Genomic DNA, 25039 nt, shown 5'->3' with positions numbered 1-25039 from the left:
GCCCGCCCCCGCCCCTGCCCACCCGCCTGCCACCACCGCCACCACCGACGAGCCGGGCTACGGCCCCGCCACCGTCGCCGGGAACACGCGGATCACCGACGCGCAGCGGGCCCGGGCCGAGGGGCGTTCGCCGATCATCGACCCGGGCATGCAGCCGGCCGGGCTCACCGCGCTGCTCGGGCTGCTGCTGTCCGGCGCGGCGGTGCTCGGCACGTACGCCCTGCTCGTCCCGCTCGTCGTCCTCCAGGCGGTCACCGCGGCGGGCTGGTTCCGGCTGAACGGCATGTGGCCCGCCCGGCAGGGCATCGCGCTGGGGTTCCTGGGCGCGCTCGCCGCCGACGTGGCGCTGCTGGTGTCGGACCGTTCCCCGGCGGCGATCCTCGGCACGCTCGGCGTGTGGGTCCTGCTCTCCCTGGTCCTGCAGCTCCGCTCGCACGCCGACCCGGACGAGCGGATGTACGGCCTGATGGCGACCGTCGCCGCGGCGGCCCTGGCCGTCGTCGCGGGCGGGTACCTCGCCGCCGACGCGGACGCGGTGGCGGTCGGCGGGGTCGCGGTGGCCGTGGCCGCCGTGGCCCGGGCGCTGCCGCTGCCGGCCCCGGCGTCCGTGGCCGTCGCGCTGCTCGTGGCGGCCGGGGCCGGGGCCGTGGTCGGCCCGATGACGGACTTCGGGGCCTCGGGGGCGCTGCTGGGCGCGGGCGCCGGGGTGTGCGCGCTGATCGGTCTGCGGGTCGCGGCCTACGACTACCCCTCCCGCTTCGTCCACTTCACGGCGGGCGTGGCCCTGCCGCTGGCGGCGGCGGCCCCGGCCGTGTACGCGCTGGGCCGGGCCCTGGGCTGAGCCCCCCCGCGCGGCGCGTTGTCACAGGTGTCGGTGCCCCCTGTCACAGGTGTTCGACAAACCCCCGGGGTCACCCGGGGGCAGCGTTACGCTCGCGCTGGACGGCCGCCGGTCGTCGGGTCCGCCGCCGTCGAGTGTCCGGGTTGGGGAAGCACCGTATGCGCGCACTGCGAATACTGTTGATCGTCGTCGTGATCCTGGGCGGCCTCTTCGTGATCGCCGACCGTGTCGCCGTGAACTACGCCGAGAACCGGGCCGCGGACGAGCTGCGCAGCATCGAGAACCTGTCCTCGACGCCGGACGTCTCCATCAACGGCTTCCCCTTCCTCACCCAGGCCGCCGCCCAGGAGCTGGACGACGTGGAGGTCGGCATCGACGGCTACGAGGCGTCCACCGGCAAGGGCGACGAGAAGATCCGCATCGCCGAGCTGCACGCGCGCTTGAAGGGCGTCGAGTTCTCCGGCGACTACGCCTCGGCCACCGCGGCCTCCGCCACCGGCACGGCGACCGTCGGCTACGACGAGCTGATGAAGGCCACCAAGTCCCAGCCCACGGACATCGCGCCCGGCATCTCCGCCAAGGTCGTCGGCCTCTCCGACGGCGGCGACGGAAAGATCAAGGTGTCGTTGCAGGCCACGGTCCTCGGCGTTCAGGTGCCGGGGCCGATCGAGGTGCTCAGCTCGGTCAAGGTCAGGAACGACGACGTCGAGGTCGTCGCCGACGGCCTGCCGGAGATCGCCGGCCGGCAGCTCGCCGAGTCCCGGATCCGGGCCATCACCGACTTCCAGCAGACCATCGACGAGCTGCCGGGCGGCATCGAGCTGGACAAGGTCGAGGCGGCGAAGGACGGCGTCGAGATCACGGTGAAGGGTTCGAACGTCAAGCTGGCCGGGTAGGGCCAGGGGGGCGCGGCCCTCTGGCCCCGCGGACCGGTGACGCGGGCACCCCGCGTCCGACTGGCGAGACATCGCCGTCCGTACCGCAGATGCGCGGACGCCCGTGCCGTGTCCGCCGGGCCCGTCGGACAGGACGGGCAGGCGTTGCGTCCCGCATTCCGGATGATGGCGTCTCATCATGCGACACATCGGTGACAGGGCCCGCTCTCCCTCCCTACGATCGGGACCTATGAAGCAACAGGCGGATCTCACGAAGCGGCGGGCAGTGGACCTGTGCCGCGTCGCCGCCATGCTCTGTCGCACCTTCTGAGGTGGGCGGCGACGTCGCCGCCCGTGTCTCCTCGTCCCCCGCCCCGGTCTGTCCCGGGCACCCGCGCGCCGCCGCACGGCCCGAGCGCGCCCGCCCTCTCACCGCACGCCCCGCCGCCAACTGCCCCGGAGGAGAAATCATGAGCCGCAGCGACGTCCTGGTCGACGCCGACTGGCTGCAGGACCACCTGGACGACCCGACCATCGCGATCGTCGAGGTGGACGAGGACACGTCCGCCTACGAGAAGAACCACATCAAGAACGCGATCCGGATCGACTGGACCCAGGACCTCCAGGACCCGGTCCGCCGTGACTTCGTCGACCAGGAGGGCTTCGAGAAGCTCCTCTCGGGCAAGGGCATCTCCAACGACCACACCGTGGTCCTCTACGGCGGCAACAACAACTGGTTCGCGTCCTACGCCTACTGGTACTTCAAGCTGTACGGCCACGACAACGTCAAGCTCCTCGACGGCGGCCGCAAGAAGTGGGAGCTGGACGCCCGCGAGCTGGTCCCCGGCGACGACGTGCCCGAGCGCGCCACCACCGACTACAAGGCCAAGCCGCAGAACACCGCGATCCGCGCCTTCCGCGACGACGTGGTCCAGGCGATCGGCACGCAGAACCTGGTCGACGTCCGCTCGCCCGACGAGTTCTCCGGCAAGCTGCTCGCCCCGGCCCACCTCCCGCAGGAGCAGTCGCAGCGTCCGGGCCACGTCCCGTCCGCCCGCAACATCCCGTGGTCGAAGAACGCCAACGACGACGGCACCTTCAAGTCGGACGACGAGCTGAAGCAGCTCTACACCGACGAGCAGGTCGACCTGGCCAAGGACACCATCGCCTACTGCCGCATCGGTGAGCGCTCGGCCCTGACCTGGTTCGTCCTGCACGAGCTGCTGGGTGTGGAGAACGTCAAGAACTACGACGGCTCCTGGACCGAGTACGGCTCCCTCGTCGGCGTGCCGATCGAGCTCGGCGCCGCGAAGTAAGCGACACGGGTACGGCATCCGGCCGACCTTTCCCTACACCTCAGGAGTAACGACATGTGCGGAGCGAAGGCCGGCGGCCCCGACGCCTCGACGATCAAGCCCGGTGAGACCACCATCCAGGGTCACGTGACCCGCGACGGCGAGCCGGTGACGGGCTACGTCCGTCTGCTGGACGCCACCGGCGAGTTCACGGCGGAGGTCCCGACCTCCGCGACGGGCCAGTTCCGCTTCTACGCGGCCGAGGGCACCTGGACCGTACGCGCGCTCGTCCCGGGCGGCACCGCCGACCGCACGGTCGTCGCCCAGCAGGGCGGCCTGGCGGAGGTCGCGATCGCCGTCTGACGGCGGACAGCACGGCTGAGGGGCCGCACCCACCGGGTTGGACACCTGGGGTGCGGCCCCTCCGGCATGTCCGGGATGCCGGGCCTACGCTGGAGGTATGTACGCACGGCGGCGGCACGTCTACTTCGCCATGATGGGCACCTGCATCGTGCTCTTCGTCCTGGCGTGGGGAGTCGTGCGGATCTGGTCCGTCCCGGCGGCCGTGGGCCTGTGCGTGTTCGCGATGCTCATCCCGCCGGTGGCCGCGATGGTCGCCAACCGGCGCGGCCCGGACGACCGTTGGTGGGACGACCCGTCGGGCGACGCCCAGTCCGACGAGTGGTGGGACGAGCTGGACGGGAAGAACGGGAAGAAGCGCCACTGAGCCGCCCTTGAGCCGCCACTGGGCCGCCGCCCGGGTCGCCGTTGGGCCGCCGCCTGGGCCGCCGCCGGGGCTAAGGGGCGTCGCCCCCGGTGCCGAGGAGGTGCCGCAGGCAGCGGACCGCCAGGTCGGCGGGGGAGCCGGGGCCCTCGGTCGCCGCCTCGGTGCCGGCCCAGGTCTCCAGGGCGATCCGGATGGCGTCGGTGGCCGCAGCGGCGATCAGCCGCACCTCCAGCGGCTCCCGGCGGCCGTCCGTCAGCCGGGCGATGACCGGGACGAGCAGCTCCTCCGACTCCTGGTTCACCCGGTACCAGACCGCGCGCAGCGCCGGGTCGTCCGCGGCGGCGCGCAGCAGGCCCCGGGTCTGCAGGAGCGCCTCGACGGCCTGCGGGTCCGGCGTCGCCAGCGCCTGCTCGACCGCCTCCCGCAGCGCCGCATCCAGCGCGGCACCCGGCGGCGCCTGGGCCAGCAGCGCCCGCCAGCGGTCGGCGCCGACCGTCAGCAGCGGTCCGACGGCGTCCTGCTTGGAGCGGAAGTACCGGTAGAAGGTGCGCAGCGCGACTCCGGCCCGCCGGGCGATCTCCTCCGCCGTCGTGGCCTCCGGGCCCCGGGTGGCGAAGAGCTCTGCCGCTGCGTGCGCGATGTCGAGCTGAGTGGCGGCCTTGCGGCGTTCGGTCAACGACGGGGGCGGTGGCTCGGTGCTCACCCCAGAAGCGTACGGCCTGCGACCACCCGGAGGCACGGCGTGACGTGATGGCAAAACGTGTCACCCAGGCGTACGGTGAAGGGGAAGTCGCCCGGCCGGCGCCGTCGGCGGGCCGAGTAGGAGAGCGCACATGACCACCCACATCACCCACCGCGACCCGTCCCTCCGCACCCCCTCCCTCCGCTACGACGGCCGCCGCGCCCTGGTCACCGGCGGTGGCTCGGGCATAGGCCAGGCCACCGTGCTGCGGCTGCTCGCGGAGGGCGGCACCGTCGTGGCGGCGGACGTCAGCGAACCGGGCCTCAAGGACACCCGGGAGAAGGCGGGCGCCCACGCGGACCGGCTCACCACGCTCGTCGTCGACATCGCGGACGAGACCTCGGTGCGCGAGGGCGTCCGCGCCGCGACCGATGCCCTGGGCGGACTGGACGTCCTCGTCAACGCCGCCGGCATCCTGCGTTCCTCGCACACCGAGGAGACCGCCCTCGCCGACTTCACCCGGGTCCTCACGGTGAACCTCGTCGGCACGTTCCTGGTGATCCGCGAGGCGATCCCGGCGCTCCTGGAGGGCGAGGACGCGGCCGTCGTCAACTTCAGCTCGACCTCGGCGGCGTTCGCGCACCCCTACATGGCGGCCTACGCCGCGAGCAAGGGCGGCATCCAGTCCATGACCCACGCCCTGGCCGCCGAGTACGCGGGCCGCGGCATCCGCTTCACCGCCGTGCAGCCCGGCTCCATCTCCTCGGGCATGACCGACGGCAGCGGGGTCAGCGGGCAGAGCGTCGGCCCCGGCCTGCCCGAGGACGCCGACATGTCCCTGTTCGCGAAGCTCTCCCCGGCGCTCGGCCAGGGCTTCGCCGGTCCGGAGACGGTCGCGTCGGTCGTCGCGATGCTCGCCTCGGAGGACGGCCGGTTCATCACCGGCACCGAGGTCCGCGTCGACGGCGGCACCCACTTCTGATCCCCGGCCACCCACCCGCCCCTGGAAAGGAGCACCCCATGCACGAGTCCGCCGCCCCCCACGACCTGACCGGCAAGAACCTGATCATCACCGGCGGCGCCCGGGGCCTGGGCGCCGAGGCCGCCCGGCAGGCGGTCGCCGCCGGAGCCCACGTCCTGATCACCGACGTCCTGGACGACGACGGCGGGCGCACGGCCCGCGAACTCGGCGACCGCGCCCGCTTCCTGCACCACGACGTGACCTCCGAGGAGGACTGGCGGCGGGTCGCCGACTACGCCGTCGACGAGTTCGGGGCGCTGCACGGCCTGGTGAACAACGCCGGCATCTCGACCGGCAGCCTGCTGGAGTCCGAGTCCGTCGAGCACTTCCGCAAGGTCCTCGACATCAACCTCACGGGCGTCTTCATCGGCATGAAGACCGTGATCCCCGCCCTGAAGGAGGCCGGCGGCGGATCCATCGTCAACATCTCGTCCGCGGCCGGGCTGATGGGCCTCGCCCTCACGGCCGGCTACGGCGCCTCCAAGTGGGGCGTGCGCGGGCTCACGAAGATCGGCGCCGTGGAACTGGGGACCGCCCGCATCCGCGTGAACTCCGTGCACCCCGGGATGACGTACACCCCGATGACCGCGGCCACCGGCATCGAACGCGGCGAGGGCAAGTACCCCAACACGCCCATGGGCCGGGTCGGCGAACCCGGTGAGATCGCCGGCGCGGTCGTCTTCCTTCTCTCGGACGCCGCGTCCTACGTCACCGGCGCCGAACTCGCGGTCGACGGCGGCTGGACCACCGGCCCGACCGTGGCCTACGTCATGGGGCAGTGAGCCCCGCCGGCCGCCGCCGTCAGTTAGTAGACGAGGGCCTGCGTGTCGTCGGCCAGTGCCTCCTGCACGAAGACCTGCGCGCCCGCGATGCGCACGCCCTCGATGACGTCCTTCTCGGTCAGCTCGCGCCGGGCCGCGCACTGGGTGCACAGCGTCACCCGCCCGCCCGCCAGGAGCGAGTCCAGCAGGTCGGGCAGCGGCGCGGCGTGCGGCAGCTCGAACTCGGCCGCGCGCCCCGGCACCGCGAACCAGGCCGACTCCCCGGTCAGCCACAGCGACACGTCGACCCCGCTGGCCACGGCCACCGCCGCCACGGTGAACGCCTGCGAGCACCGCTCGGGGGCATCGGCCCCCGCGGTCACCTTGATCACGAGCTTCTTCGCCATGCCGGAAGCGTAGCCCGCGGGGGCGGCGTCAGATCGCGAAGGTGATGGTCACCAGCAGCGTCGCCACGCTGAGCACCGTGAGCAGGCCGCTGACCGTGGCGCCGTCCAGCCGGACGTACCGCCGGGGCCGGGACGCCCGCCCGGGTGCTACGGGCCTCGGCGGGTGGGCCGGATGGAAGGGCGGCACCGCGAAGCCGGGGGAGAGGGGAGCCCGGTCCCGTCGCGGCGCGAGCCGCTGCGCCCGCCGGCACTCCTCGTAGGGCAGTCCGTCGTCGTACGTCATGCCTCGTGCTCCCTGCGCCGGTGCTGGCGCAGCAGGACGTTCGCGTCCGTCACCGCGCTGTGGTCGAACGCCGCGCGTGCGGCCTCCCGCCGCTCGGCCAGCCAGGCGCACGCGTCGCAGCCCGGCACCGGCAGGGGCGGCCGGTCCGGTTCGCCGGGCGCCGCGGGCGTGGCGAACGTGCGCGCGTTCGCGGCGCGCAGGCTCGCCCCGAGGCGCTCGCGGTCGGTCGCCGGGCGCAGCGCGGCCGGCTCCGCCTCCCATTCCCGGCCGCCGCCGAGGGGCCGGAGCATCACGCGCGCTCCGCTGCGGCCCCGGTACTCACCGACCTTCGCGGCGGCGGTGTCGTAGAGCACGGTGCCGGGCTCGTAGGTGGCCGGTTCTGTTCTCACGGGTCCGCTCCCTTACGTCAACGTCTGTACGGAATGCGACAGTTGCCCTACTCTGCGTAGTGGTGGGCAGTACGAGCATGACCCACGACGGGGGTCGCCAAGCCCGGAACGGCCGCTAGTGCCACAAGGGGCGCTCCAAGTTCCACAAATTCCACAGCCGGGAGGGGTGCGGTGCCGCAGCGGAGGGCGATCACCGGTCGCAGTCAGGAACCGAGGGCGCGGTTCGCGGAGGAGCTGCGGCTGCTCCGGCACGGGCGGGGCGTGTCCCTGCGGGGCGTCGCGGAGGTGGTGGGCTGGGACGCCTCCCAGTTCGGCAAGATGGAGAACGGCCACACGCTGGGCGGCCCGGAGATCGTCGAGGCGCTGGACCAGTACTACGGCACGGGCGGCATGCTGCTCACGCTGTGGGAGTTGGCGGTGGCGGATCCGACGCAGTTCAAGGAGCGGTATCGCCGGTACATGGTTCTTGAGGCCGAGGCGGTGAGTATGTGGCAGTACTCGCCGAGCATCGTGCCGGGCCTGCTCCAGACGCCGGAGTACGCGGCGGAGCTGCTCAGTCAGGGTGGACTGACGGGGGTGGAGCTGGAGAAGCAGGTGGCGGCGCGCATGGGCCGCCGTGAACCGCTGCTGGCCGCGGGCGGGCCGCAGTTTCGGGCCATCCTCTCGGAGACGGTGCTGCACAGTTCGCTGCGGAGCGCGGCTGAGTGGCATGGGCAGTTGCGCCATCTCGTCGCGATGGGCGAGCGCCCCAACATCAGCATTCAGGTGGTCCCCTGGGCGGCGGGGCTGCACGCGTTGACCAACACCCACACCATGTTTCTGCACGGCGCGGGACGGATCGTCGCCTGGGTCGAGACGGGCTACTCGGGCGAACTGGTCCAGGAATCCACGGCAGTCGACCAGCTTCAGCTCCGATACGATCGGGTGCGCGACATGGCCCTGTCTCCGGGCGCGTCGCGGGAGTTCATCGAGCGGATGCTGGAGGAAGCGCCATGCGAGCCATCGATCTGAGCACGGTCACCTGGCGCAAGAGCAGCTACAGCAACCAGGACGGCGGCGAGTGCGTTGAGGTCTCCGACGATCTCCTCCGCGCCGCCGACTGGCGCAAGAGCAGCTATAGCAACCAGGACGGCGGCAACTGCGTCGAGGTCGCCCCCAACCTCCCCTCCCTCGTCCCGGTCCGCGACAGCAAGGACCCCGCTCGCGGCGCCCTCCTGTTCGCCGCCCCCGCGTGGGCCGCCTTCCTGGACGGAGTCCGGCGAGAAGAGCCGAGGTGGGCCGCGTAAGCTGGGGTCGGCCCTGTTTATGCCCCCCGCTCAAGGAGCACCCCGTGGAGATCTTCTTCGAAGCCCTGCTGGTCCTGGTCTGCGTCGGCGTCCTCGCCTTCGCCGGTCTGACCGTGAAGAAGCTGTACCAGGGCCAGCGCTGATCACCGACGCCAGGAAGTAAGTCCGCTCATGATCGAGATCCCGTCCGACCTGCACAAGGACCTCGTCCCCCTCGCCTTCCTCCTCGGGAACTGGGCGGGCGCCGGCGTGCACGACTTCCCCGGTGCCGAGAAGTGCAACTTCGGCCAGGAGGTCTCCTTCACCCACGACGGCCGGGACTTCCTGGAGTACGAGTCCCACACCTGGGTGCTGGACAACGACGGCAACAAGGTCCGCCCGCTGGAGTCGGAGCACGGCTTCTGGCGCATCGACGCGAACCGCAAGGTCGAGGTCACGATGACCCGCGACGACGGCGTCATCGAGATCTGGTACGGCGAGATGGCCGACCAGAAGCCCCAGATCGACCTGGTCACGGACGCGGTCGCCCGCACGGCGGCCTCCCGGCCGTACACCGGCGGCAAGCGGCTGTACGGCTACGTCAAGAGCGACCTGATGTGGGTCGGCGAGAAGCAGACCCCCGAGGTCGAGCTGCGCCCGTACATGTCGGCGCACCTGAAGAAGGTCGTCACCCCGGAGGACGTCGAGCGCTGGGCCAAGGCCCTGCCGGACGACATGCCGGACGACGGGATCGCTTTCTTCAAGTAGTCCTAGACTCTTGGGTGTGGTGAGCACCGACTGGAAGAGCGACCTCAGGCAGCGTGGCTACCGGCTGACCCCGCAGCGGCAGCTCGTGCTCGAAGCCGTGGACACCCTGGAGCACGCGACCCCGGACGACATCCTCGGCGAGGTGCGCAAGACGGCGTCGGGGGTCAACATCTCCACCGTGTACCGCACGCTGGAGCTGCTGGAGGAACTGGGCCTGGTCAGCCACGCCCACCTCGGGCACGGGGCACCCACCTACCACCTGGCCGACCGGCACCACCACATCCACCTGGTCTGCCGGGACTGCACCAACGTGATCGAGGCCGACCTGTCGGTGGCCGCAGACTTCACCGCCAAGCTGCGCGAGCAGTTCGGCTTCGACACCGACATGAAGCACTTCGCGATCTTCGGCCGGTGCGAGAGCTGTTCCGCCAAGGGTCCGGCTGACGAGGTGTGAGCGAGTCGTACGCTGGGCGTATGAAGAGCCCCCTGCTGTCCCTGCCCGGCGCCGTTCCCGCCGAGGGCGTGGACGAAGGCGTCGCCGCCCACTACGGCGACCTGTTCCGCGAGCAGCGTGCCCTCGCCGACGGCACCGGCTTCGTCGACCTCTCCCACCGCGGCGTCGTCACCGTCACCGGCGAGGACCGGCTGAGCTGGCTGCACCTGCTGCTGACCCAGCACGTCAGCGACCTGCCGGCCGGCCAGGCCACCGAGGCCCTGATCCTCTCGGCCAACGGCCACATCGAGCACGCCCTGTACCTCGTCGACGACGGCACGACCGTCTGGGCGCACGTCGAGCCCGGCACCCAGGAGGCGCTGATCGCCTACCTGGAGTCGATGAAGTTCTTCTACCGGGTCGAGGTCGCCGACCGCACCGCCGACACCGCCGTCGTGCACCTGCCCGCCGGGTCGATCACCCGGGCCCCCGCCTCCGCCGCCGTCCGCGAGACGCCGTACGGCCGTGACCTGTTCCTGCCCCGGGAGGAGCTGGAGGCGTTCGCCGCCGAGGCCGGGCCCGCGGCGGGGATCCTCGCGCACGAGGCGCTGCGGGTCGAGCAGCAGCGCCCGCGCCTCGGCTTCGAGACCGACCACCGGACCATCCCGCACGAGCTGGGCTGGATCGGCACCGCCGTGCACCTCCAGAAGGGCTGCTACCGGGGGCAGGAGACCGTCGCCCGGGTGCAGAACCTCGGCAAGCCGCCACGCCGGCTGGTCTTCCTGCACCTGGACGGCAGCGAGGTCCACCTGCCGCCGCACGGCGCGGAGATCCGCCTCGCCGACGACGGTCCCGACGGCCGGAAGATCGGCTTCGTCACCACGTCCGTGCGCCACCACGAGCTGGGCCCGGTCGCCCTCGCCCTGGTCAAGCGGAACGTCCCGGTGGACGCCCGGCTGATGGCCGAGGAGACCGCGGCCGCACAGGAGACGGTCGTCGAGCCGTAGGGGCTGCCTCAGACCTCCACGAGGACTGTGAACGGGCCGTCGTTGGTCAGCGACACCCGCATCCGGGCGCCGAAACGTCCCGTCGCCACCGTCGCGCCCAGCGCGCGCAGCCGCGCGACGACCTCGTCGACCAGGGGTTCGGCGACGTCGCCGGGCGCGGCGGCGTTCCAGGTGGGGCGGCGGCCCTTGCGGGCGTCGCCGTACAGGGTGAACTGGCTGATCACCAGCAGCGGGGCGTCGAGGTCGCTGCACGACTTCTCGTCGTGCAGCATCCGCACCGACCAGAGCTTGCGGGCGAGCTGGGCCGCCTTCTCCTTGGTGTCCTCGTGGGTGACCCCGACCAGGACGCACAGTCCCTCGCCCTCGATCGCGCCCACGGTCTCGCCGTCCACGACGACGCTCGCGCCGTCCACCCTCTGCACCACTGCACGCATCCCGTCATGATGCCGTGCGCCCCCCAGGTGTGGACGGGCGGGCCCGCAGGGGCCTGATTTTCCCTCCCCAACCCCCCATCCGGGGCCGATCGGGGCTGATCGGGGGCACTCGGTCACATAGTGGCCACGCGGGGTGGCACGATGCTCCCAGACGCCGGGCGAGGGGACGGTTGAGGCACATGAGCACACCGAGTACGGGGCAGTCCTTCGGGACCGCCGCGTTGACATGTCCGGGTGGGGCCGGTGGCCCGGACGCGCCCCGGGCGCCCGTGCAGCGCACGGACAGCCCGGAGCTGCCGGCGGTCCCCCCCGAGCGGGACCTGGCCGGGCTGAGCCTGCCGGAGCTGCGCGCGCTGCGCCGGGACGCCCAGCGCGAGGAGGCCGACCTCAGTTACGTACGGCGGCTGCTGCAGGGCCGTATCGACATCCTGCGCGCGGAGCTGGCGGGGCGCGGGTCGACCGCCTCGTCGTCCGTGGTGACCACCGCGGCGACGGGGTCCGTGGTCGAGCGGCTGTCGGAGATCCTCGCCGACGCGCCGGCGCGGCAGCGCTCCTCCGCCCGCCACGTGACGCTGGCCACACCGCGCAGCGAGGAGTGCCGGCGGCTGGCCGCCGAGATGCTCGGCGAGGTGGAGCTGTCCGACCTGACGGCCCGTACCGACGGCGAGCTGACCGCCGGGATGGGGCGCCTCGTGCGCTACGAACAGCAGGTCTCCCGCAGCCGGCAACGGCTCCAGCGGACGGCGGACGGCTGCGGCGCGGAGATCGCCCGCCGGTACCGTGAAGGGGAAGCACACGTCGACGACCTGCTGGTGTGACACGGGGGCGGCCTTGCGCGCTGCCCCCGGGGCCCGGTGATCCCGGGCCGTCGCCGCCGGGGGTCGCCCGTTCCGGAAGGCCACCGCCGATGCCCGCGCCCCAGTCGCCGCAGCCGCCCCAGCGGCCCCAGTCGTCTCAGCAGCCGCAGCCGCGGCGGCAGTCGTCTTCGCTGTCGACTCCGCCGTCGTCTCCGCCCTCGTACGAGGGCCAGTCGCCCACGTCCGCGCTCTCGCCCGTCGTGCCGCCCGTCCTCGCCGAGGTCGTCCGGTCCGGCTTCGTCGAGGGGCGCCACCGGGGCAGCCTGGTCGTCCTGGGCACCGACGGGGCCGTGGAGCTGGCCCTGGGCGAGGTGACCGCGCCGGTCTTCCCGCGTTCCTCGAACAAGCCGATGCAGGCGGCAGGCGTCCTGCGGGCCGGTCTCGACCTCGCGGGGGAGCGGCTGGCGCTGGCCGCCGCGAGTCATTCTGGAGAACCGTTTCACCGCGACCTGGTCCGCAAGATGCTGGACGAGTACGGCCTGGACGCGGGCCGGCTCCAGTGCCCGCCCGACCTGCCGCTGGACGCCGAGGAGCGGGACACGTACCTGGCGTCGGGCGCCGTGCCCGACCGCGTCACCATGAACTGCTCCGGCAAGCACACCGCGATGCTGGCGGTCTGCGCGCAGCGGGGCTGGCCGCTGGAGACCTACCTCGACCCGGAGCACCCGCTCCAGCGGGTCATCCACAAGGTGGTGGAGGACGCGGCGGGCGAACCGGTGGCGTCCGTCGGCACGGACGGGTGCGGGGCGCCGCTCATGGCGATCAGCCTGGTCGGGCTGGCCCGCGCCTTCCGGTCCTTCGTCGCCGCCGAGCCCGGCTCTCCCGAGCGCCGGGTCGCCGACGCGATGCGCGCCCACCCCGAGTACGTCGCGGGCAGCCGCCGCGCGGACACCTGGCTGATGCGCGAGGTGCCCGGCACGCTCTCCAAGATGGGCGCCGAGGCCGTCCAGGCGGTGGCCCTGCCGGACGGACGCGCCCTCGCCTTCAAGATCGAGGACGGCGCGACCCGGGCCCTCGGCCCGGTCCTGGCCCGCGCCCTGACGCTGCTGGGCGTCGAGGGTCCGGTCGTCGAGCGCATCGGCCGCGCGCCCCTGCTGGGCGGCGGCCGCGAGGTGGGCAAGATCCGCGCCGCGTTCTGACCCCACGGGTACTGGCCCGATCTCCGGCTTCTCGCCTGGGCCGGGTCCTGGGCTGGGTCCTGATCTGGGTCCTGATCTGGGTCCTGGGCCGGTCGGTGAGTCCCGGCGTGATTGCGGGGCCTTGTTCCCATCTCCGGGCCCCGGTCTGAGCCCCGGGTGCTGGTCTGGCCCGGCGTCCCGGCCGGGGTCGTTGAGTCCCGGTGCGATTCCGGGCCCTGGTCCGATTCCCGGGTCGTGGTCCGATCCCCGGGTAACTGGTCTGGCCCGGGGCCCGGCCCGGTCTTGAGTCCCGGTGGGAATGTGGGGCCCTGGTCCGATTCCCGGGCCCTGGTCCGATCCCCGGGTCGTGGTCCGCTCCCCGGGCTCCGGTGCGATTCCCGGGTCCTGGTCCGGCCCTGGGTTCTGGCCGGGTGCCGGGTCCTGGCCCGGTCGTTGAGTCCCGGTGCGGTTCCGGGGGCCGGTCCGCCCCCGGGGCTGGGTCCCACCCCCCGGCCCCCGGGTAATCCCCGCGACGCCGACGGGGGCGTCGTCCTACCGTGAGCGTATGAGCAGCCGCACCGACATAGACGTACGCCCCATCACCGACGACGAGTTCCCCGACTGGAACCGGGCCCTGAACACCGGGTTCCTGATGCCGCCCCTGGTGGCCCCGGAGCAGGTGGAGGCGCGGCGCCGGATGTTCGTGCCCGGCCGGTCGCTGGGCGCCTTCGACGGGGACCGGTGCGTGGCGACCTTCCGCTCCTTCGACCAGGAGCTGACGGCCGTCGGGGGCCGCCCCGTGCGCGCGGACGCGATCTCCAACGTCACCGTCACCGCGACCCACCGCCGCCGGGGCCTGCTCACCCGGATGATGGCGCAGGACCTGGCCGCGGCCAAGGAGCGCGGGGACGTCGTCGCCACGCTGATCGCGGCGGAGTACCCGATCTACGGCCGGTACGGCTTCGGCCCCGCCACCACCATGACCGAGTGGGCGGTCGACGTCCCCCGCGCCGGTCTCGACCCGCGCTGGGCGGCCCCGGAGGACGGCGGCCGGATCGACCTCGTGGACGGCGAGGACGTCCGCAAGCTCGGCCCCGAACTGCACGAGCGGCTGCGCCGGGCCCAGCCGGGCGCGGTCAGCCGGACCGAACTGTGGTGGCAGGCCCGCACCGGCGTCGTGAACACCCAGGGCACGCCCTGGACCGAGCCGAACTACGCCCTGTACCGCTCGGCGGACGGCGAGGTCGAGGGGCTGGCCTCGTACCGGGCCGACGAACGCTGGGGCGACGCCAAGCAGCCGCTGAACACGGCCACCGTCGACTGGCTGATCGGCGTGACTCCGGCCGCCGAGCGTGCGCTGTGGCACTACCTGTGCTCGATCGACTGGGTCCAGACGGTGAAGAGCGGCTGGCGCTCGCCCGACGACCTGCTCCCGCACCTCCTGCCGGACCCGCGGGCGGCCCGCATCACCACGCAGGCCGACTGGCTGTGGGTGCGGATCCTGGACGTCGCGGCGGCGCTGGAGGCCCGCACCTACGACGGGCGGGGCTCGGCCGTGCTCGAAGTGGTGGACCGGGGAGGGCTCACCGGCGGGCGGTGGCGGCTGGAGGCGGGTCCGGACGGGGCGTCCTGCGCGCCGAGCACCGAGAGCGCCGACCTCGTGCTCGACGTGGGCGAGCTGGGGGCGCTGTGGCTCGGCGACGCCTCGGCCGTACGGCTGGCCGCGCTCGGCCGGGTGCGGGAAGAACGAGCGGGCGCCGCCCGTGTGGTCGACGCCCTGCTGCGTACGTCCAGGCGGCCTTGGTGCCCGGACATGTTCTGAGGAGACTCCCTTCCGCCGGTGACGGTGACGTGCGCATCCGTAGCGCGTGCACTTCGACGTGCGTTTCACGTGCTCTTCAGTTGTGGTTGTGGTTGTGGTTGTTGTGCGTGGTGCGTCGTGCGTGGTGCAACCGCCGGCCGGGCTCCTGGCTCCCCTCCGGAACGGGGCCCGGCCCGCGGTACGTCGGTTCAGCCGGACTGTGCGAGCAGCATCACGAGGATCACCGCGCCCACACCGCCGATCGTGGTGTTCTTCGCCTTGATGCCGACGGACAGTGCGACGAACGCGATGATGCCCATCGGTCCGTACTTCCACTGCACGAGCTGCTCGAACCCTATGGCCAGAGCCGCGACGGCGATGGCGATGAGCGGCATGGTGGACCCCCTGTCACCGTGGTGGCCAACCCCCGTGAGGCTCGACCACGTTGCTCAAGTTGGCTGCCAACTTCTCTGTACTTATCTCCACTTGGGGAAGGCTCATAACCACCTTTCCGCGAACTGCCCAAAGATGGCGGGAAGTTGTAGTGTTTGGTCGTGGAGCCGGAACACGTCGCCGTCAACGGGCGGAAGAGACCGCAGCGGCCACCGCCGACCCCTCGCGAAGTGGCCGACGAGCTGCGTGCCCGGATCAGGTCCGGGCGGCTGCGGCCGGGCCAGCGCATGCCCACGCAGGCCAGGCTGGCCGAGGAGTTCGGGGTGGAGCGCGGCGCCGTCCGGCAGGCCCTGCGCATCCTGCAGTCGGAACGTCTGCTCACCAACGTGTCCAAGGGGAGCCCCGCGACGGTCGCGCCCGAGCCGTACGGCCCCCACGCCGGTCCCGAGGCGCGGCCCCTGCCCACCACCGTGGCCCTCGCTCCCCGCATCGCCGCGGCCTTCGCGGCCGAGCACGTCGAGATCGACGCGCTGTGCCTGACCTCCGTCTCCCTCACCCTCGCCATCGGTGAAGCGCTGGGCCAGGTCCACGCCGGACGGCTGAAACCGGCCAAGGTCGACGTCCGGGTCCTGCTGCCGAGCAGCGACATAGACCTCGCCTTCCCGGTGGCCGTGGCGGGCGGCGCGGCGGGCGGCCCGGTGCACGACCGGTGGCTGGCGATGCGCAACGCCCAGGGGCAGGTGCTCCGCCACAACCTGCTGAGCCTGCGCGCCACGCACGGCATCGACGTCCGCGTCTCCTTCCGCGCGCTGCCCTTCACTCCGCCGGTGAAGCTCTACGTGCTCAACGGCGAGGAGGCGCTGTTCGCGTACTACACCCTCGGCCGACGCGAACGGGAGATCGACCACGAGCAGTTGGAGATGTACGACGCGGAGGGCGTCCGCTCGACGCTGTTCGCCTTCGATCACGCCGGTGACCTGCGCGACGGCGTGTTCGTGAAGCAGTCCCGGCTGTGGTTCGACGCGCTGTGGGAGACGATCAGCTCGGAGCTGCGGCTCACCGGCTGACCGCCCCCGTCACAGTGCGGGGCCGGCGAGCAGGAGAGCCAGCAGCACCGCGCCGGCGGAGCTGACGGAGGGGCTCTTGGCCTTCACGCCGATGGTGAGCAGGAGCAGGCCGACGATTCCGGTGGCGCCGTACTTCCACTGGACGAGCTGCTCGAAGGCGATGACGAAGACCGCGGAGACCAGGGTGAGGACGGGCATGGTCTTCCTCCCTTCGGGACGTTGGGGAGTTCGTGGTTCCGGTGGGTGCCGGCCCGGTAAACTCCCACCAACCGGGGAAAGTTGGCAACCAACTCTCCTTCAGTTGTCCCCACTTGGCACCTATCTATAAACAAGTCGCAAACAACTCCCGGTAGATGGGGCGAAGTTGTAGCGTTTGGTCGTGACAGAGGAGAACGTGTCCGTGAACGACGGCAGAAGGCTCTCGTCCCAGGAGATCGCCGAGGTACTGCGGGAGCGGATCCGCGAGGGAGATCTCAGGGCGGGCGACCGCCTGCCCACCCAGGCGGAGCTGGCCGAGGAGTTCGGGGTGGAGCGCGGCACCGTACGCCAGGCCCTGCGCGCCCTCCAGGAGGACGGCCTGCTCACCAACGTCAGCAAGGGCAGCCCGCCCCGCATCGCCGAGCCCGCCGTCCCCCGGGCCGAGCCGCAGTCGACGATGGTCACCCTCGGGCCGCGCCTGTCGGAGGCGTTCGCGGCACCGCACGTCCGGGTCGACGTCGTGTGCCACACCTCGGAGACGCTGATGCTGGCCCTCAGCGAGCCGCTGCGCCTGATCCACGAGGGCCGCATCCGCCCGGAGTCGATCGACTTCCGGGTGCTGATGCCCTCGCGCGACATCGCGCTGGCCTTCCCCGTCCTGATCGAGCGCGAGGAGGGCGACCCGGTCCACCAGCGCTGGCTCCAGATGCGCAACGCCCAGGCCCGCGTCCTCCAGCACAACCTCCAGGCCGTGCGCTCCACCCACCGCATCGACGTGCGCATCGCCTTCCGCGCCCTGCCGTTCACCCCGCCGATGAAGCTCTACCTGCTCAACGGCGAGGAGGCCCTGCACGGCTACTACACGGTGACCCGGCGCGAGGAGGAGTACGAGAGCCGGACGCTTCAGATGTACGACGCGCTGGGCTCGCAGTCGCTGCTGTTCTCCTTCCTGAAGCAGGCCGGTCACCGGGACGCCGTGTTCGTGGAGGAATCACAGAAGTGGTTCGACGCCCTCTGGGAAACCATCACCACGGACATGACACTCTCCTAGTGACCTCCGACACGGAAAAGACGGAACCGGTGAGCGAGCGCGCCGGGCACGAGAAGGAGTCCTGTGCGCTGCGGGACCTGGTCGTGGGCGCCCGCGTCGTCCTGTGGGACTTCGACGGCCCCATCTGCAGACTGTTCGCGGGCTACGCGGCCGACCGGGTGGCGCGCGAACTCGTGGACTGGCTGGAGACGCAGGGACTGAAGGACCTGCTGACCCGGGAGGAGCAGGTCCACCCGGACCCGCACGTCCTGCTGGGCGCGGTCAACCGCAACCGCCACCAGAGCGATCTCGTCGCCGACTTCGAGGAACGGCTGACCCGGGAGGAGCTGCGCGCCGTGTCCACCGCGTGGCCGACCGCGTACGCCGACCCCCTGATCCGCACCTGGTCCGCGCTCGGCGTCGGGCTCGCGGTCACCACCAACAACTCGCCCCGCGCGGTGAGCGAGTACCTGGAGACCCGGGGCCTGCTGGGCTGCTTCGCCCCGCACATCTACGGCCGCACCCAGGACCTGCACCGGCTCAAGCCGGACCCGTACTGCCTCAACCGCGCCCTCAGCGCGACGGGCGTCGCACCCGAGCGGGCCCTGATGGTCGGCGACTCCCCCTCCGACCTGACCGCCGCCCGGCAGGCCGGCGTGCCCTTCCTGGGCTACGGCCACAACGAGCGCAAGGTGACGGCCCTGAAAGAGGCGGGCGCGGACACGGTCGTGGACTCCCTGGAACCGGTGCTGCGGCTGTTGTGGGAGACCGGCGCCGACGGCTGACCGCGGGGCGGCCGTCGCCACGCGGCCCGGTGCGACGTGCCGCGTGGCCCGGTGCGGCGGGGCGGAGGCGCTACTCTCCGGCCATGCACCGTCTGCCTCACCGGGCGCGCAAGGCGCTCGTGCACCGTCTGGTGGAGTCGCGCAGGCTCCGCGGAAGGGGCGAGGTGCTCACCGGGCACCACAACATCAACTACGTCCGGCGCTCCGGCCTGGTGCTGGCGCTGCTGCTGGGCGCCGTGCCGTACACCCGGTTCAAGTACCGCGTTCCGCTGCGGACGGCGGTGGAGGTGGTGCCCCGGATCTGGCCGAGGGAGGCGGACGTGCTCGGCGTGGTCTGCCGCTACCTGCGCGAGGTGCCGCCCTGTCTGGCCGACCTCGGGGACGGCTCCGTGCACCGTTACCGGATGGGCCGGGCGCTCAGCGACAGCGGCCCGCAGGGCAGGGTGGACGAGGAACTCCTGCGTTCCTTCGCGGCGTTCTTCGTCCGGACCGCGCGCGTCCCCGTGGCGGAGCTGCCTCCCCGGCCCGAGGGCTGGCCGCTGGACGGGGACACGCAGGGCTTCCTGGAGTGGCTGGTGAGCTTCACGGAGCGGCGGGTGCACCGGCCGAACCGGGACCGCTTCGGCGCGCTCTTCGACGCCGTCGGCATCCCGGAGGACGCGATGGCGCGCTTCGCCGCCCAGCACCGCTGCGTGACCTCGCGCCCCTTCCGGCTGCTGCACACGGACGTCCACCGGGCCAACGTCGTCGTCCGGGGCGGCCCGGGCCGGCGCCTGGCGGTGATCGACTGGGAGCTGGCCATACTGGGCGACCCCCTGCACGACCTCGCGACCCACCTCGTGCGCATGGCGTACGGGAAGGAGGAGCAGGCCCGCATGGTGGAACTGTGGGCCGAGGCGATGGAGGGCGCCGGCTTCACGGACCTGACCGCCGGGCTGCACGAGGACCTGCCCGTCTACGTCGCGTTCGAGTACGCGCAGTCGGTCTTCCCCGACGTCATGCGCGCGGCCGTCGACCTGCCCGGGGACGCGGGCGCGGAGCACTTCCGGGCCGCCGCGGACCGGGTGGAGCGGGCGATGGGGCGGGCCCGTGAGCCGCTGCGACTGGTCGACGTCCCGCACCGGGAGCAGATCACCGAGGCCCTGCGGAGGTGGCACCGCGCGTCGCGGTGAGGCGCGCCGTCCTCTTCCTGTCCGCCCCGGCACCGGTCACCATGAGCTGTTGGCCGCAACTCGTGTGCTGCTGGGGGGACTTGATGCCGCAGAGGACTTCGCTGGGCGACAGGATGGCTGCGCGCTGGAGCCGTGCCGAGTCGTCGGTCACCAAGGGGCTGCTCCTGGCCGTCTTCGTGGTCGGCCTCGTCGCCCAGTTCGTCAAACCGGTGGGGGACGCGCTGGAGGGCAAGACCTACATCGGCGGAGCGCTGCTCAGCATCGTGGGGTACGTGCTCTACGCCGAGGTGCTCCGGCTGAACGCGGCGCGCGACACCCAGGGGGAGGGCGCGCGGCAGCTCCGCGAGACCGTGCGGCGGCTGACCGACGAGGTCCAGGGGCTCACCGCGCGACTGGACCCGCAGACGGGCGAGGGCGTCACGATGGACCTGCTGATCGAGGAGTGCGCACGGGCCGTCGCGCGGGGCGGCGAGACGCAGTTGTCGGGCGTCTGCTTCACCGGGGAGACCTTCGTCGAGCCGCTGCGCAGGGTGCTGGAGGACCTGCCGCCCGACCCGTCGAGATCCGTGTCCGTGCGCATCCTGGTGCCGGACTTCACCCGCCCCGTGGACGTCCCCGGCCTGGTGCGGGGCACGGACGGCAGGCTGACGGACGCGCCCGGATTCCGCCGGCACCTGGTGGAGAAGATCGCGGGCTACGAGCGCGCCCTGAGGACCACGCGCGGCAGGATGCTCACCAAGGACCAGGGCACGCTGTCCGTCGAGTTCCGCACGGTGCACATGACGCCCTTCCTCAAGCTGTACGCCATCGGCAACGAGGTGGTGTACGAGGGGATCTACGACAAGCTCGAGGTCAGACCCGACGAGTACACCGATCCCGCCGGTCTCCCGCCGGAGCCGGGCGCCGACGAGGTGCGGCTGCTCGACCTCATCGGCCGCGGCTCGCTGCTGACCCGCTGGAGCCGGTACGACGGTGAGCCCGGCCGCGGCCACGTCGACCGCAGGTGCGGCTTTTTCGGCACGCTGTGGGACGTGGCGAGACCGCTGACGCCGCTGACGCCGCAGACCGCGCCAGGTCGCGGCGGTGCGTAGGCTCGGCCCCATGAACGCCCCCGGTCTGCGCGAGCGCAAGAAGCAGCGGATGTTCCGGACACTGTCGGACACCGCCGTCGAACTGTTCCTGGAGAAGGGCTTCGACGCGGTGTCCGTCGCGGAGGTGGCCGCCGCGGCCGAGGTCTCCAAGCCGACGCTCTTCCGGTACTTCCCGGCGAAGGAGGACCTCGTCCTGCACCGCATCGCCGACCACGAGGACGAGGCGGCCCGGGTGGTGCGCGGGGCCGCCCGGCCGCTCGACGCGCTGCGCCGCCACTTCCTCGCCGGACTGGAGCGGTGCGACCCGGTCACCGGGCTCAACGACCACCCCGCCGTACTCGCCTTCCACCGGCTGCTCTACGGCACCCCCGCCCTGGTCGCCCGGATGCACACCCAGCTCGAGCGCTCCGAGGCCGCGCTCGCCGAGGCCCTCGGCGCCGACCTGGAGGCCAGGCTGGCCGCCGGCCAGATCATCGCCGTCCAGCGCGTCCTCGCCCTGGACAACTGGCGCCGGATCGCGGCCGGGGAACGGGTGGAGGACGTACGGGAGGACGCGGTGGCGGCGGCGGAACGGGCGTTCGCGGGGCTGGCGGCGGGGCTCCCCGAACGCGTGACGGGGTAAAAAACTTAACTCGGTAAAGCATTTCCCCTATGCTTGCCGGAATGACGTCGACCGAACCCGCCCTCCAGCGCGCCCTCGACCGCGAACGCGCCCACCACGAGCACTGCCGCACCGTCCTCGCCGCCATGGTCGAGGGCGCCCAGGAGCACGTCGTCACCGGTGAGGACGTCTCCGCCTCCGGTGCCGACGCCGAGGTCCTCGGACACCGGCTGCGCAGCAGGGCCAAGGAGATGCGCGAACTGCCCGAGGGCCCCCTGTTCTTCGGCCGGCTCGACTTCGCCGAGGGGGAGGAGAGCGGGCGGGCGCTGCACATCGGACGGTTGCGGATCACCGAGCAGCCGGCCGCCCCGCCCCTCGTGGTGGACTGGCGGGCCCCCGTCTCCCGCGCCTTCTACCAGGCCACCGCCGCCGACCCCCGGGGCGTCGCCGTCCGCCGCCGCTTCGGCTGGGCGCCGGGCGGCAGCGGTGACCGGGCCGACCTCACCGGCCTGGAGGACGAGCACCTGGGCCGGGGCGAGTCCCGGGCCAGTGCCCTCGTCGCCCGGGAGATCGAACGGCCCCGCGTCGGGCCCATGCGGGACATCGCGGCCACCATCCAGCCCGAGCAGGACGACCTCGTCCGCGCCGGCCTCGGCGACACCGTCTGCGTCCAGGGCGCCCCGGGCACCGGCAAGACCGCCGTCGGCCTGCACCGGGCCGCGTATCTCCTCTACACCCACCCGCAGCGCGTCCGGCGCGGCGGCCTGCTGATCCTCGGCCCCAACCCGGCCTTCCTCTCCTACATCGCCGAAGTGCTCCCCGCCCTCGGCGAGACCGGCGTACGGCAGTCGACCCTGGCCGACGAGATCGCCCGCCATCCGGTCACCCGCACCGACGGCGCACGGGCCGCAGCCCTCAAGCACGACGCCCGGACGGCCGAGGTGCTGCGCCGCGCCCTGTACGCGCACGTCGACCCCGCTGCCGCGGACGACCTCGCCGTCCCGGACGGCTCCTACCACTGGCGCGTCCCGGCCCGGACGCTGGCCCGCGTCGTCACCGACGTCCGGGAGGAGGGGCCTCCGTACGCCGTCGGGCGGGAACGGGTCCGGGCGCGGATCGCGGCCCACGTCCGGGAGCGGGCCGAACGGCGGGCCGGCCCCCGGACCGACGCCTGGCTGCGGCGCATCGAACGGTCCCGGCCCGTCGGCGCCGCCCTCGACGCCGTGTGGCCCCGGGTGCGCCCCGAGGAGGTCCTCGCGCCGCTGCTCACCGACCCGGACGTGCTGGCACGGGCGGCCGACGGCGTCCTGGCGGCCGACGAGCAGAAGGCGCTGCTGTGGACGGGGCGGGCATCCCGGTCGTGGAGGTCGGCGCGCTGGTCCGCCGCCGACCTGGTCCTGCTCGACGAGGTCGCCGGACTCCTCGGACACCCCGAGGGCTACGGCCACGTCGTCGTCGACGAGGCCCAGGACCTCTCCCCGATGGAGTGCCGGGCCATCGCCCGCCGCTGCGCCTTCGGTTCACTCACCGTCCTCGGCGACCTCGCCCAGGGGACCACGCCGTGGGCCGCGCGCTCCTGGCGCACCACCCTCACCCACCTGGGCCGCCCGGACGCGGCCGTGACGCCGCTGACCACCGGGTTCCGGGTGCCGAAGGAGGTCGTGGGCCTCACCAACCGGCTCCTCGCCCGGCTCCGCGTGGACGTGCCGCCGGCCCGCTCCCTGCGCGGCGACGGCGAGCTGACGCTGCGCGCGTGTGCGCCGGGCGCCGTGCCGGAGGCGGTCGTGGACGCCGTACGGCACGCCCTCGCCCGGGACGGCTCGGTGGGTGTCGTCGCCGCCGATTTGGACGTCCCCCGGCTGCGCGCGGCCCTCGCCGCGGCCGGCATCGCGGCACCGGGCCCCGAGAATCCGGGCGCCCGGGTGGCCCTGGTGCCGGCGGGGGCGGTCAAGGGCCTGGAGTACGACCACGTCGTCGCCGTCGAACCGGCGGCGATCGCGGAGGCGGAGGAACGGGGTCTGCACCGGCTCTACGTGGTCCTCACCCGCGCGGTGTCCCGCCTGGACGTGGTCCACGCGCGGCCGCTGCCGTTCTGAGCGGGGCGGGGGCGGGCGGCTCGGTCAGAGGTCGGCGATGCCCTCGGTCCTGCGCAGTGCGGAGTCGAGCCGGTCCACCACGGCGCTCCGCCGCCGCGCACCCGCCGCCCGCTCCGCCGGCACCAGCCGGGCCGCGGCCCGCACGGCGTGGGCGTCGGGGTCGCCGAACGCGGTGCGCGGGTCCTCCCCCGTGTCCGCGCAGTGCGCGGTGACCTCCTTGACCGCGGCGAGCACGGCGGCCCGGTCCACTCCCGGCCGCATGGCCAGCCGCACCTGGAAGCGCGCCATCCACTTCTCCCGCGCCTCCTCCGCCGTCCGCGTCCTCTTCGCCACGTGCTCTCCCCGCTGATCGGCCGTCGTCGGTCGGGTCGTCGGTCATGGAGTGGGACGTAGAAGCGCCGAGAGGGGTCGCGAGCCACGGGCGCCGCCCGGGTCCCGCCCGGCCGGGGCTCGCGTCGTCCTCGTGGGTGCACTGTTGCAAGCGGCTTGCTTGCAATAGTTAGCGGTGTGCTGCATGGTGGAGGCATGGCATCGCTCAACGTCGGCAACCTCGGTGAGTACCTGCGCGAGCAGCGGCGCAACGCGCAGCTCTCGCTGCGGCAGCTCGCCGATGCCGCGGGCGTGTCCAATCCCTACCTGAGCCAGATCGAGCGCGGGCTGCGCAAGCCCAGCGCGGAGGTGCTGCAGCAGGTCGCCAAGGCCCTGCGGATCTCCGCCGAGACGCTGTACGTCCGCGCGGGGATCCTCGACGCCGAACGCGACAGGGACGACGTGGAGACGCGTGCGGTCATCCTCGCCGACCCTTCCCTGAACGAGCGGCAGAAGCAGGTGCTGCTCCAGGTCTACGAGTCCTTCCGCAAGGAGAACGGGTTCGGGGCCGAAGCGGAACCCGGCGCCGCTGCCGACGCCGACGCCGATGCCGCAGTCGACGGGGCTGAACCAGTACAGAACCCTCATCCGTAAGCCATTCCGGAGGACCATCACCATGGCCATCACCGACGACCTGCGCAAGACCTTCAGCGACCCCACCCCGCTCTACTTCGCCGCGGGCACCGCCGACCTCGCCTTCCAGCAGGCCAAGAAGGTGCCGGTGCTGGTGGAGCAGTTGCGCGCGGAGGCCCCGGCGCGGATCGACGCCGTGCGCAACACCGACCCGAAGGCCGTCCAGGAGAAGGCGACGGCCCGCGTCAAGGAGACCCAGGGCAGCCTCCAGGCCAAGGCCAACGAGCTGTTCGGCAGCCTCGACGCCGACTTCAAGAAGCTCGGCGAGACCGCGCAGGACCTGGCGCTGCGTTCCGTCGGCGTCGCCGCCGAGTACGCCGTCAAGGCCCGCGAGACCTACGAGAAGGTCGCCGAGCGCGGCGAGCAGGCGGTGCGCACCTGGCGCGGCCAGGCCGCCGACGGCGTCGAGGGAGTCGCCGAGGGCGTGGAGGACCTCGCGGTGGCCGTCGAGCCGGCCAAGCCCGCCCCGGCCAAGCCCGCGACGGCCAAGTCGGAGCCGGTCCGGGTCACCGAGGACAAGCCGGCCGCGGCCAGGAAGACCCCCGCCGCGCGCAAGGCCCCGGCGAAGAAGAGCACCGCGAAGAAGGCGACGCCGCCCGCCGAGTAGTGCGGGGCGTCACGAATGCGGCGGGCCGGGCAC

General features: G+C 72.8%; 32 protein-coding genes and 1 pseudogene. 25 read left to right on the top strand and 8 right to left on the bottom strand.

The genetic code is table 11. The annotated features are described in order from the left end of the window. The 6 genes and pseudogenes from IG88_RS0129830 to IG88_RS0129810 form a co-directional block, all read left to right on the top strand. Positions 1 to 841: pseudogene (locus IG88_RS0129830) on the top strand (hypothetical protein); the annotation flags it as partial. Between the two features lie 158 nt (positions 842 to 999). Further along, positions 1000 to 1737, top strand: coding sequence for a DUF2993 domain-containing protein (locus IG88_RS0129825; protein WP_031047900.1), 738 nt, complete (start codon positions 1000 to 1002; stop codon positions 1735 to 1737). Positions 1738 to 1915: 178 nt separating this feature from the next. Continuing rightward, complete coding sequence (locus IG88_RS45360) at positions 1916 to 2047, top strand: putative leader peptide (RefSeq protein WP_420712107.1); 132 nt, start codon at positions 1916 to 1918, stop codon at positions 2045 to 2047. A gap of 139 nt (positions 2048 to 2186) precedes the next feature. Then, positions 2187 to 3032 carry a sulfurtransferase gene (locus tag IG88_RS0129820; RefSeq protein ID WP_031047897.1) on the top strand — a complete coding sequence of 282 codons (846 nt, stop codon included), beginning with the start codon at positions 2187 to 2189 and terminating at the stop codon, positions 3030 to 3032. A 54-nt stretch (positions 3033 to 3086) separates the two neighbouring features. Beyond that, complete coding sequence (locus IG88_RS0129815) at positions 3087 to 3374, top strand: DUF1416 domain-containing protein (protein ID WP_031047895.1); 288 nt, start codon at positions 3087 to 3089, stop codon at positions 3372 to 3374. Between the two features lie 97 nt (positions 3375 to 3471). After that, complete coding sequence (locus IG88_RS0129810) at positions 3472 to 3738, top strand: DUF3099 domain-containing protein (RefSeq protein WP_031047893.1); 267 nt, start codon at positions 3472 to 3474, stop codon at positions 3736 to 3738. Positions 3739 to 3808: 70 nt separating this feature from the next. Here the strand turns inward: IG88_RS0129810 and IG88_RS0129805 are convergent, their stop codons facing one another. After that, positions 3809 to 4441, bottom strand: coding sequence for a TetR family transcriptional regulator (locus IG88_RS0129805; RefSeq protein WP_031047891.1), 633 nt, complete (start codon positions 4439 to 4441; stop codon positions 3809 to 3811). Between the two features lie 130 nt (positions 4442 to 4571). Here IG88_RS0129805 and IG88_RS0129800 point away from each other — a divergent pair, with 130 nt between their 5' ends. Both IG88_RS0129800 and IG88_RS0129795 read left to right on the top strand, forming a co-directional pair. Continuing rightward, a complete protein-coding gene (locus IG88_RS0129800) occupies positions 4572 to 5402 on the top strand; it encodes an SDR family NAD(P)-dependent oxidoreductase (protein WP_051852114.1) in 831 nt (276 codons plus the stop codon). A 38-nt stretch (positions 5403 to 5440) separates the two neighbouring features. Continuing rightward, the gene (locus IG88_RS0129795) at positions 5441 to 6223 is read left to right on the top strand and encodes a glucose 1-dehydrogenase (protein WP_031047885.1); all 783 of its coding nucleotides are present in this window, start codon (positions 5441 to 5443) and stop codon (positions 6221 to 6223) included. Between the two features lie 23 nt (positions 6224 to 6246). On the opposite strand, the gene IG88_RS0129790 is transcribed toward IG88_RS0129795, so the two are convergent. The 3 genes from IG88_RS0129790 to IG88_RS0129780 are packed head-to-tail and all read right to left on the bottom strand — an operon-like array spanning position 6247 to position 7281. After that, positions 6247 to 6609, bottom strand: a complete 363-nt coding sequence (locus tag IG88_RS0129790) for a DsrE family protein (RefSeq protein ID WP_030403595.1) — start codon at positions 6607 to 6609, stop codon at positions 6247 to 6249. 28 nt (positions 6610 to 6637) lie between these two features. Beyond that, positions 6638 to 6892, bottom strand: coding sequence for a hypothetical protein (locus IG88_RS0129785; protein ID WP_031047882.1), 255 nt, complete (start codon positions 6890 to 6892; stop codon positions 6638 to 6640). After that, positions 6889 to 7281: a hypothetical protein gene (locus tag IG88_RS0129780; protein WP_031047879.1), complete on the bottom strand. Its 393-nt coding sequence runs from the start codon at positions 7279 to 7281 to the stop codon at positions 6889 to 6891. The genes IG88_RS0129785 and IG88_RS0129780 overlap by 4 nt, the downstream gene beginning before the upstream one ends. Positions 7282 to 7452: 171 nt before the next feature. Here IG88_RS0129780 and IG88_RS0129775 point away from each other — a divergent pair, with 171 nt between their 5' ends. The 5 genes from IG88_RS0129775 (at position 7453) to IG88_RS0129750 (ending at position 10754) form a co-directional block, all read left to right on the top strand. Next, positions 7453 to 8292, top strand: coding sequence for a helix-turn-helix domain-containing protein (locus IG88_RS0129775; protein WP_031047875.1), 840 nt, complete (start codon positions 7453 to 7455; stop codon positions 8290 to 8292). Further along, positions 8274 to 8567 (top strand): DUF397 domain-containing protein, encoded by a 294-nt coding sequence (locus IG88_RS0129770; RefSeq protein ID WP_031047872.1) that lies wholly within the window; start codon positions 8274 to 8276, stop codon positions 8565 to 8567. The genes IG88_RS0129775 and IG88_RS0129770 overlap by 19 nt, the downstream gene beginning before the upstream one ends. 171 nt (positions 8568 to 8738) lie before the next feature. After that, on the top strand, positions 8739 to 9314 hold the full coding sequence (locus IG88_RS0129760) for an FABP family protein (RefSeq protein ID WP_031047869.1): 576 nt from the start codon (positions 8739 to 8741) through the stop codon (positions 9312 to 9314). 16 nt (positions 9315 to 9330) lie between these two features. After that, positions 9331 to 9768: a Fur family transcriptional regulator gene (locus IG88_RS0129755; protein WP_031047866.1), complete on the top strand. Its 438-nt coding sequence runs from the start codon at positions 9331 to 9333 to the stop codon at positions 9766 to 9768. Positions 9769 to 9788: 20 nt separating this feature from the next. Beyond that, positions 9789 to 10754 carry a YgfZ/GcvT domain-containing protein gene (locus IG88_RS0129750; protein ID WP_031047863.1) on the top strand — a complete coding sequence of 322 codons (966 nt, stop codon included), beginning with the start codon at positions 9789 to 9791 and terminating at the stop codon, positions 10752 to 10754. An 8-nt stretch (positions 10755 to 10762) separates the two neighbouring features. Here IG88_RS0129750 and dtd read toward each other — a convergent pair whose 3' ends face one another. Further along, positions 10763 to 11188, bottom strand: coding sequence for a D-aminoacyl-tRNA deacylase (gene dtd, locus IG88_RS0129745; RefSeq protein ID WP_031047858.1), 426 nt, complete (start codon positions 11186 to 11188; stop codon positions 10763 to 10765). A gap of 179 nt (positions 11189 to 11367) precedes the next feature. Here dtd and IG88_RS0129740 point away from each other — a divergent pair, with 179 nt between their 5' ends. The 3 genes from IG88_RS0129740 to IG88_RS0129730 all read left to right on the top strand — a co-directional run bounded on the left by IG88_RS0129740 (position 11368) and on the right by IG88_RS0129730 (position 14985). Continuing rightward, positions 11368 to 12006 (top strand): hypothetical protein, encoded by a 639-nt coding sequence (locus IG88_RS0129740; RefSeq protein WP_031047855.1) that lies wholly within the window; start codon positions 11368 to 11370, stop codon positions 12004 to 12006. Positions 12007 to 12095: 89 nt separating this feature from the next. Beyond that, the gene (locus tag IG88_RS0129735; protein WP_234332356.1) at positions 12096 to 13184 is read left to right on the top strand and encodes an asparaginase; all 1089 of its coding nucleotides are present in this window, start codon (positions 12096 to 12098) and stop codon (positions 13182 to 13184) included. 544 nt (positions 13185 to 13728) lie between these two features. Next, a complete protein-coding gene (locus IG88_RS0129730; protein ID WP_031047851.1) occupies positions 13729 to 14985 on the top strand; it encodes a GNAT family N-acetyltransferase in 1257 nt (418 codons plus the stop codon). 188 nt (positions 14986 to 15173) lie between these two features. Here IG88_RS0129730 and IG88_RS0129725 read toward each other — a convergent pair whose 3' ends face one another. Next, positions 15174 to 15359 carry a hypothetical protein gene (locus tag IG88_RS0129725; RefSeq protein WP_031047849.1) on the bottom strand — a complete coding sequence of 62 codons (186 nt, stop codon included), beginning with the start codon at positions 15357 to 15359 and terminating at the stop codon, positions 15174 to 15176. Between the two features lie 153 nt (positions 15360 to 15512). Between IG88_RS0129725 and IG88_RS0129720 the strand changes: the two genes are divergently transcribed. Next, a complete protein-coding gene (locus IG88_RS0129720) occupies positions 15513 to 16424 on the top strand; it encodes a winged helix-turn-helix domain-containing protein (protein WP_063760654.1) in 912 nt (303 codons plus the stop codon). 9 nt (positions 16425 to 16433) lie between these two features. On the opposite strand, the gene IG88_RS0129715 is transcribed toward IG88_RS0129720, so the two are convergent. Then, positions 16434 to 16622 (bottom strand): hypothetical protein, encoded by a 189-nt coding sequence (locus IG88_RS0129715; protein ID WP_031047846.1) that lies wholly within the window; start codon positions 16620 to 16622, stop codon positions 16434 to 16436. Between the two features lie 175 nt (positions 16623 to 16797). Here IG88_RS0129715 and IG88_RS0129710 point away from each other — a divergent pair, with 175 nt between their 5' ends. The 6 genes from IG88_RS0129710 (at position 16798) to IG88_RS0129685 (ending at position 23397) form a co-directional block, all read left to right on the top strand. Beyond that, the gene (locus tag IG88_RS0129710) at positions 16798 to 17673 is read left to right on the top strand and encodes a winged helix-turn-helix domain-containing protein (RefSeq protein ID WP_107452340.1); all 876 of its coding nucleotides are present in this window, start codon (positions 16798 to 16800) and stop codon (positions 17671 to 17673) included. Continuing rightward, positions 17673 to 18437 (top strand): HAD family hydrolase, encoded by a 765-nt coding sequence (locus IG88_RS0129705; protein WP_234332355.1) that lies wholly within the window; start codon positions 17673 to 17675, stop codon positions 18435 to 18437. Before IG88_RS0129710 ends, IG88_RS0129705 begins: the two co-directional genes overlap by 1 nt. Positions 18438 to 18520: 83 nt before the next feature. Continuing rightward, positions 18521 to 19609: a phosphotransferase family protein gene (locus IG88_RS0129700; RefSeq protein WP_031047835.1), complete on the top strand. Its 1089-nt coding sequence runs from the start codon at positions 18521 to 18523 to the stop codon at positions 19607 to 19609. Between the two features lie 113 nt (positions 19610 to 19722). Then, on the top strand, positions 19723 to 20700 hold the full coding sequence (locus IG88_RS0129695; RefSeq protein ID WP_031047833.1) for a hypothetical protein: 978 nt from the start codon (positions 19723 to 19725) through the stop codon (positions 20698 to 20700). A 10-nt stretch (positions 20701 to 20710) separates the two neighbouring features. Next, positions 20711 to 21322, top strand: coding sequence for a TetR family transcriptional regulator (locus tag IG88_RS0129690; RefSeq protein ID WP_031047830.1), 612 nt, complete (start codon positions 20711 to 20713; stop codon positions 21320 to 21322). A gap of 41 nt (positions 21323 to 21363) precedes the next feature. Further along, a complete protein-coding gene (locus IG88_RS0129685) occupies positions 21364 to 23397 on the top strand; it encodes a HelD family protein (RefSeq protein WP_031047827.1) in 2034 nt (677 codons plus the stop codon). Between the two features lie 24 nt (positions 23398 to 23421). On the opposite strand, the gene IG88_RS0129680 is transcribed toward IG88_RS0129685, so the two are convergent. Then, positions 23422 to 23685, bottom strand: a complete 264-nt coding sequence (locus tag IG88_RS0129680; RefSeq protein ID WP_420712108.1) for a hypothetical protein — start codon at positions 23683 to 23685, stop codon at positions 23422 to 23424. Between the two features lie 237 nt (positions 23686 to 23922). Here IG88_RS0129680 and IG88_RS0129675 point away from each other — a divergent pair, with 237 nt between their 5' ends. Together IG88_RS0129675 and IG88_RS0129670 are read left to right on the top strand one after the other, a co-directional pair. Continuing rightward, the gene (locus IG88_RS0129675; protein WP_031047820.1) at positions 23923 to 24360 is read left to right on the top strand and encodes a helix-turn-helix domain-containing protein; all 438 of its coding nucleotides are present in this window, start codon (positions 23923 to 23925) and stop codon (positions 24358 to 24360) included. Between the two features lie 22 nt (positions 24361 to 24382). Then, the gene (locus IG88_RS0129670) at positions 24383 to 25006 is read left to right on the top strand and encodes a hypothetical protein (RefSeq protein WP_031047818.1); all 624 of its coding nucleotides are present in this window, start codon (positions 24383 to 24385) and stop codon (positions 25004 to 25006) included. Positions 25007 to 25039 lie beyond the last annotated feature (33 nt).

Source organism: Streptomyces sp. NRRL F-5650 (assembly GCF_000721365.1).
GTDB lineage: Bacteria > Actinomycetota > Actinomycetes > Streptomycetales > Streptomycetaceae > Streptomyces > Streptomyces ardesiacus.
Note: the sequence above shows the minus strand (reverse complement) of the source record. Positions and strands in the feature narration are given on the sequence as shown.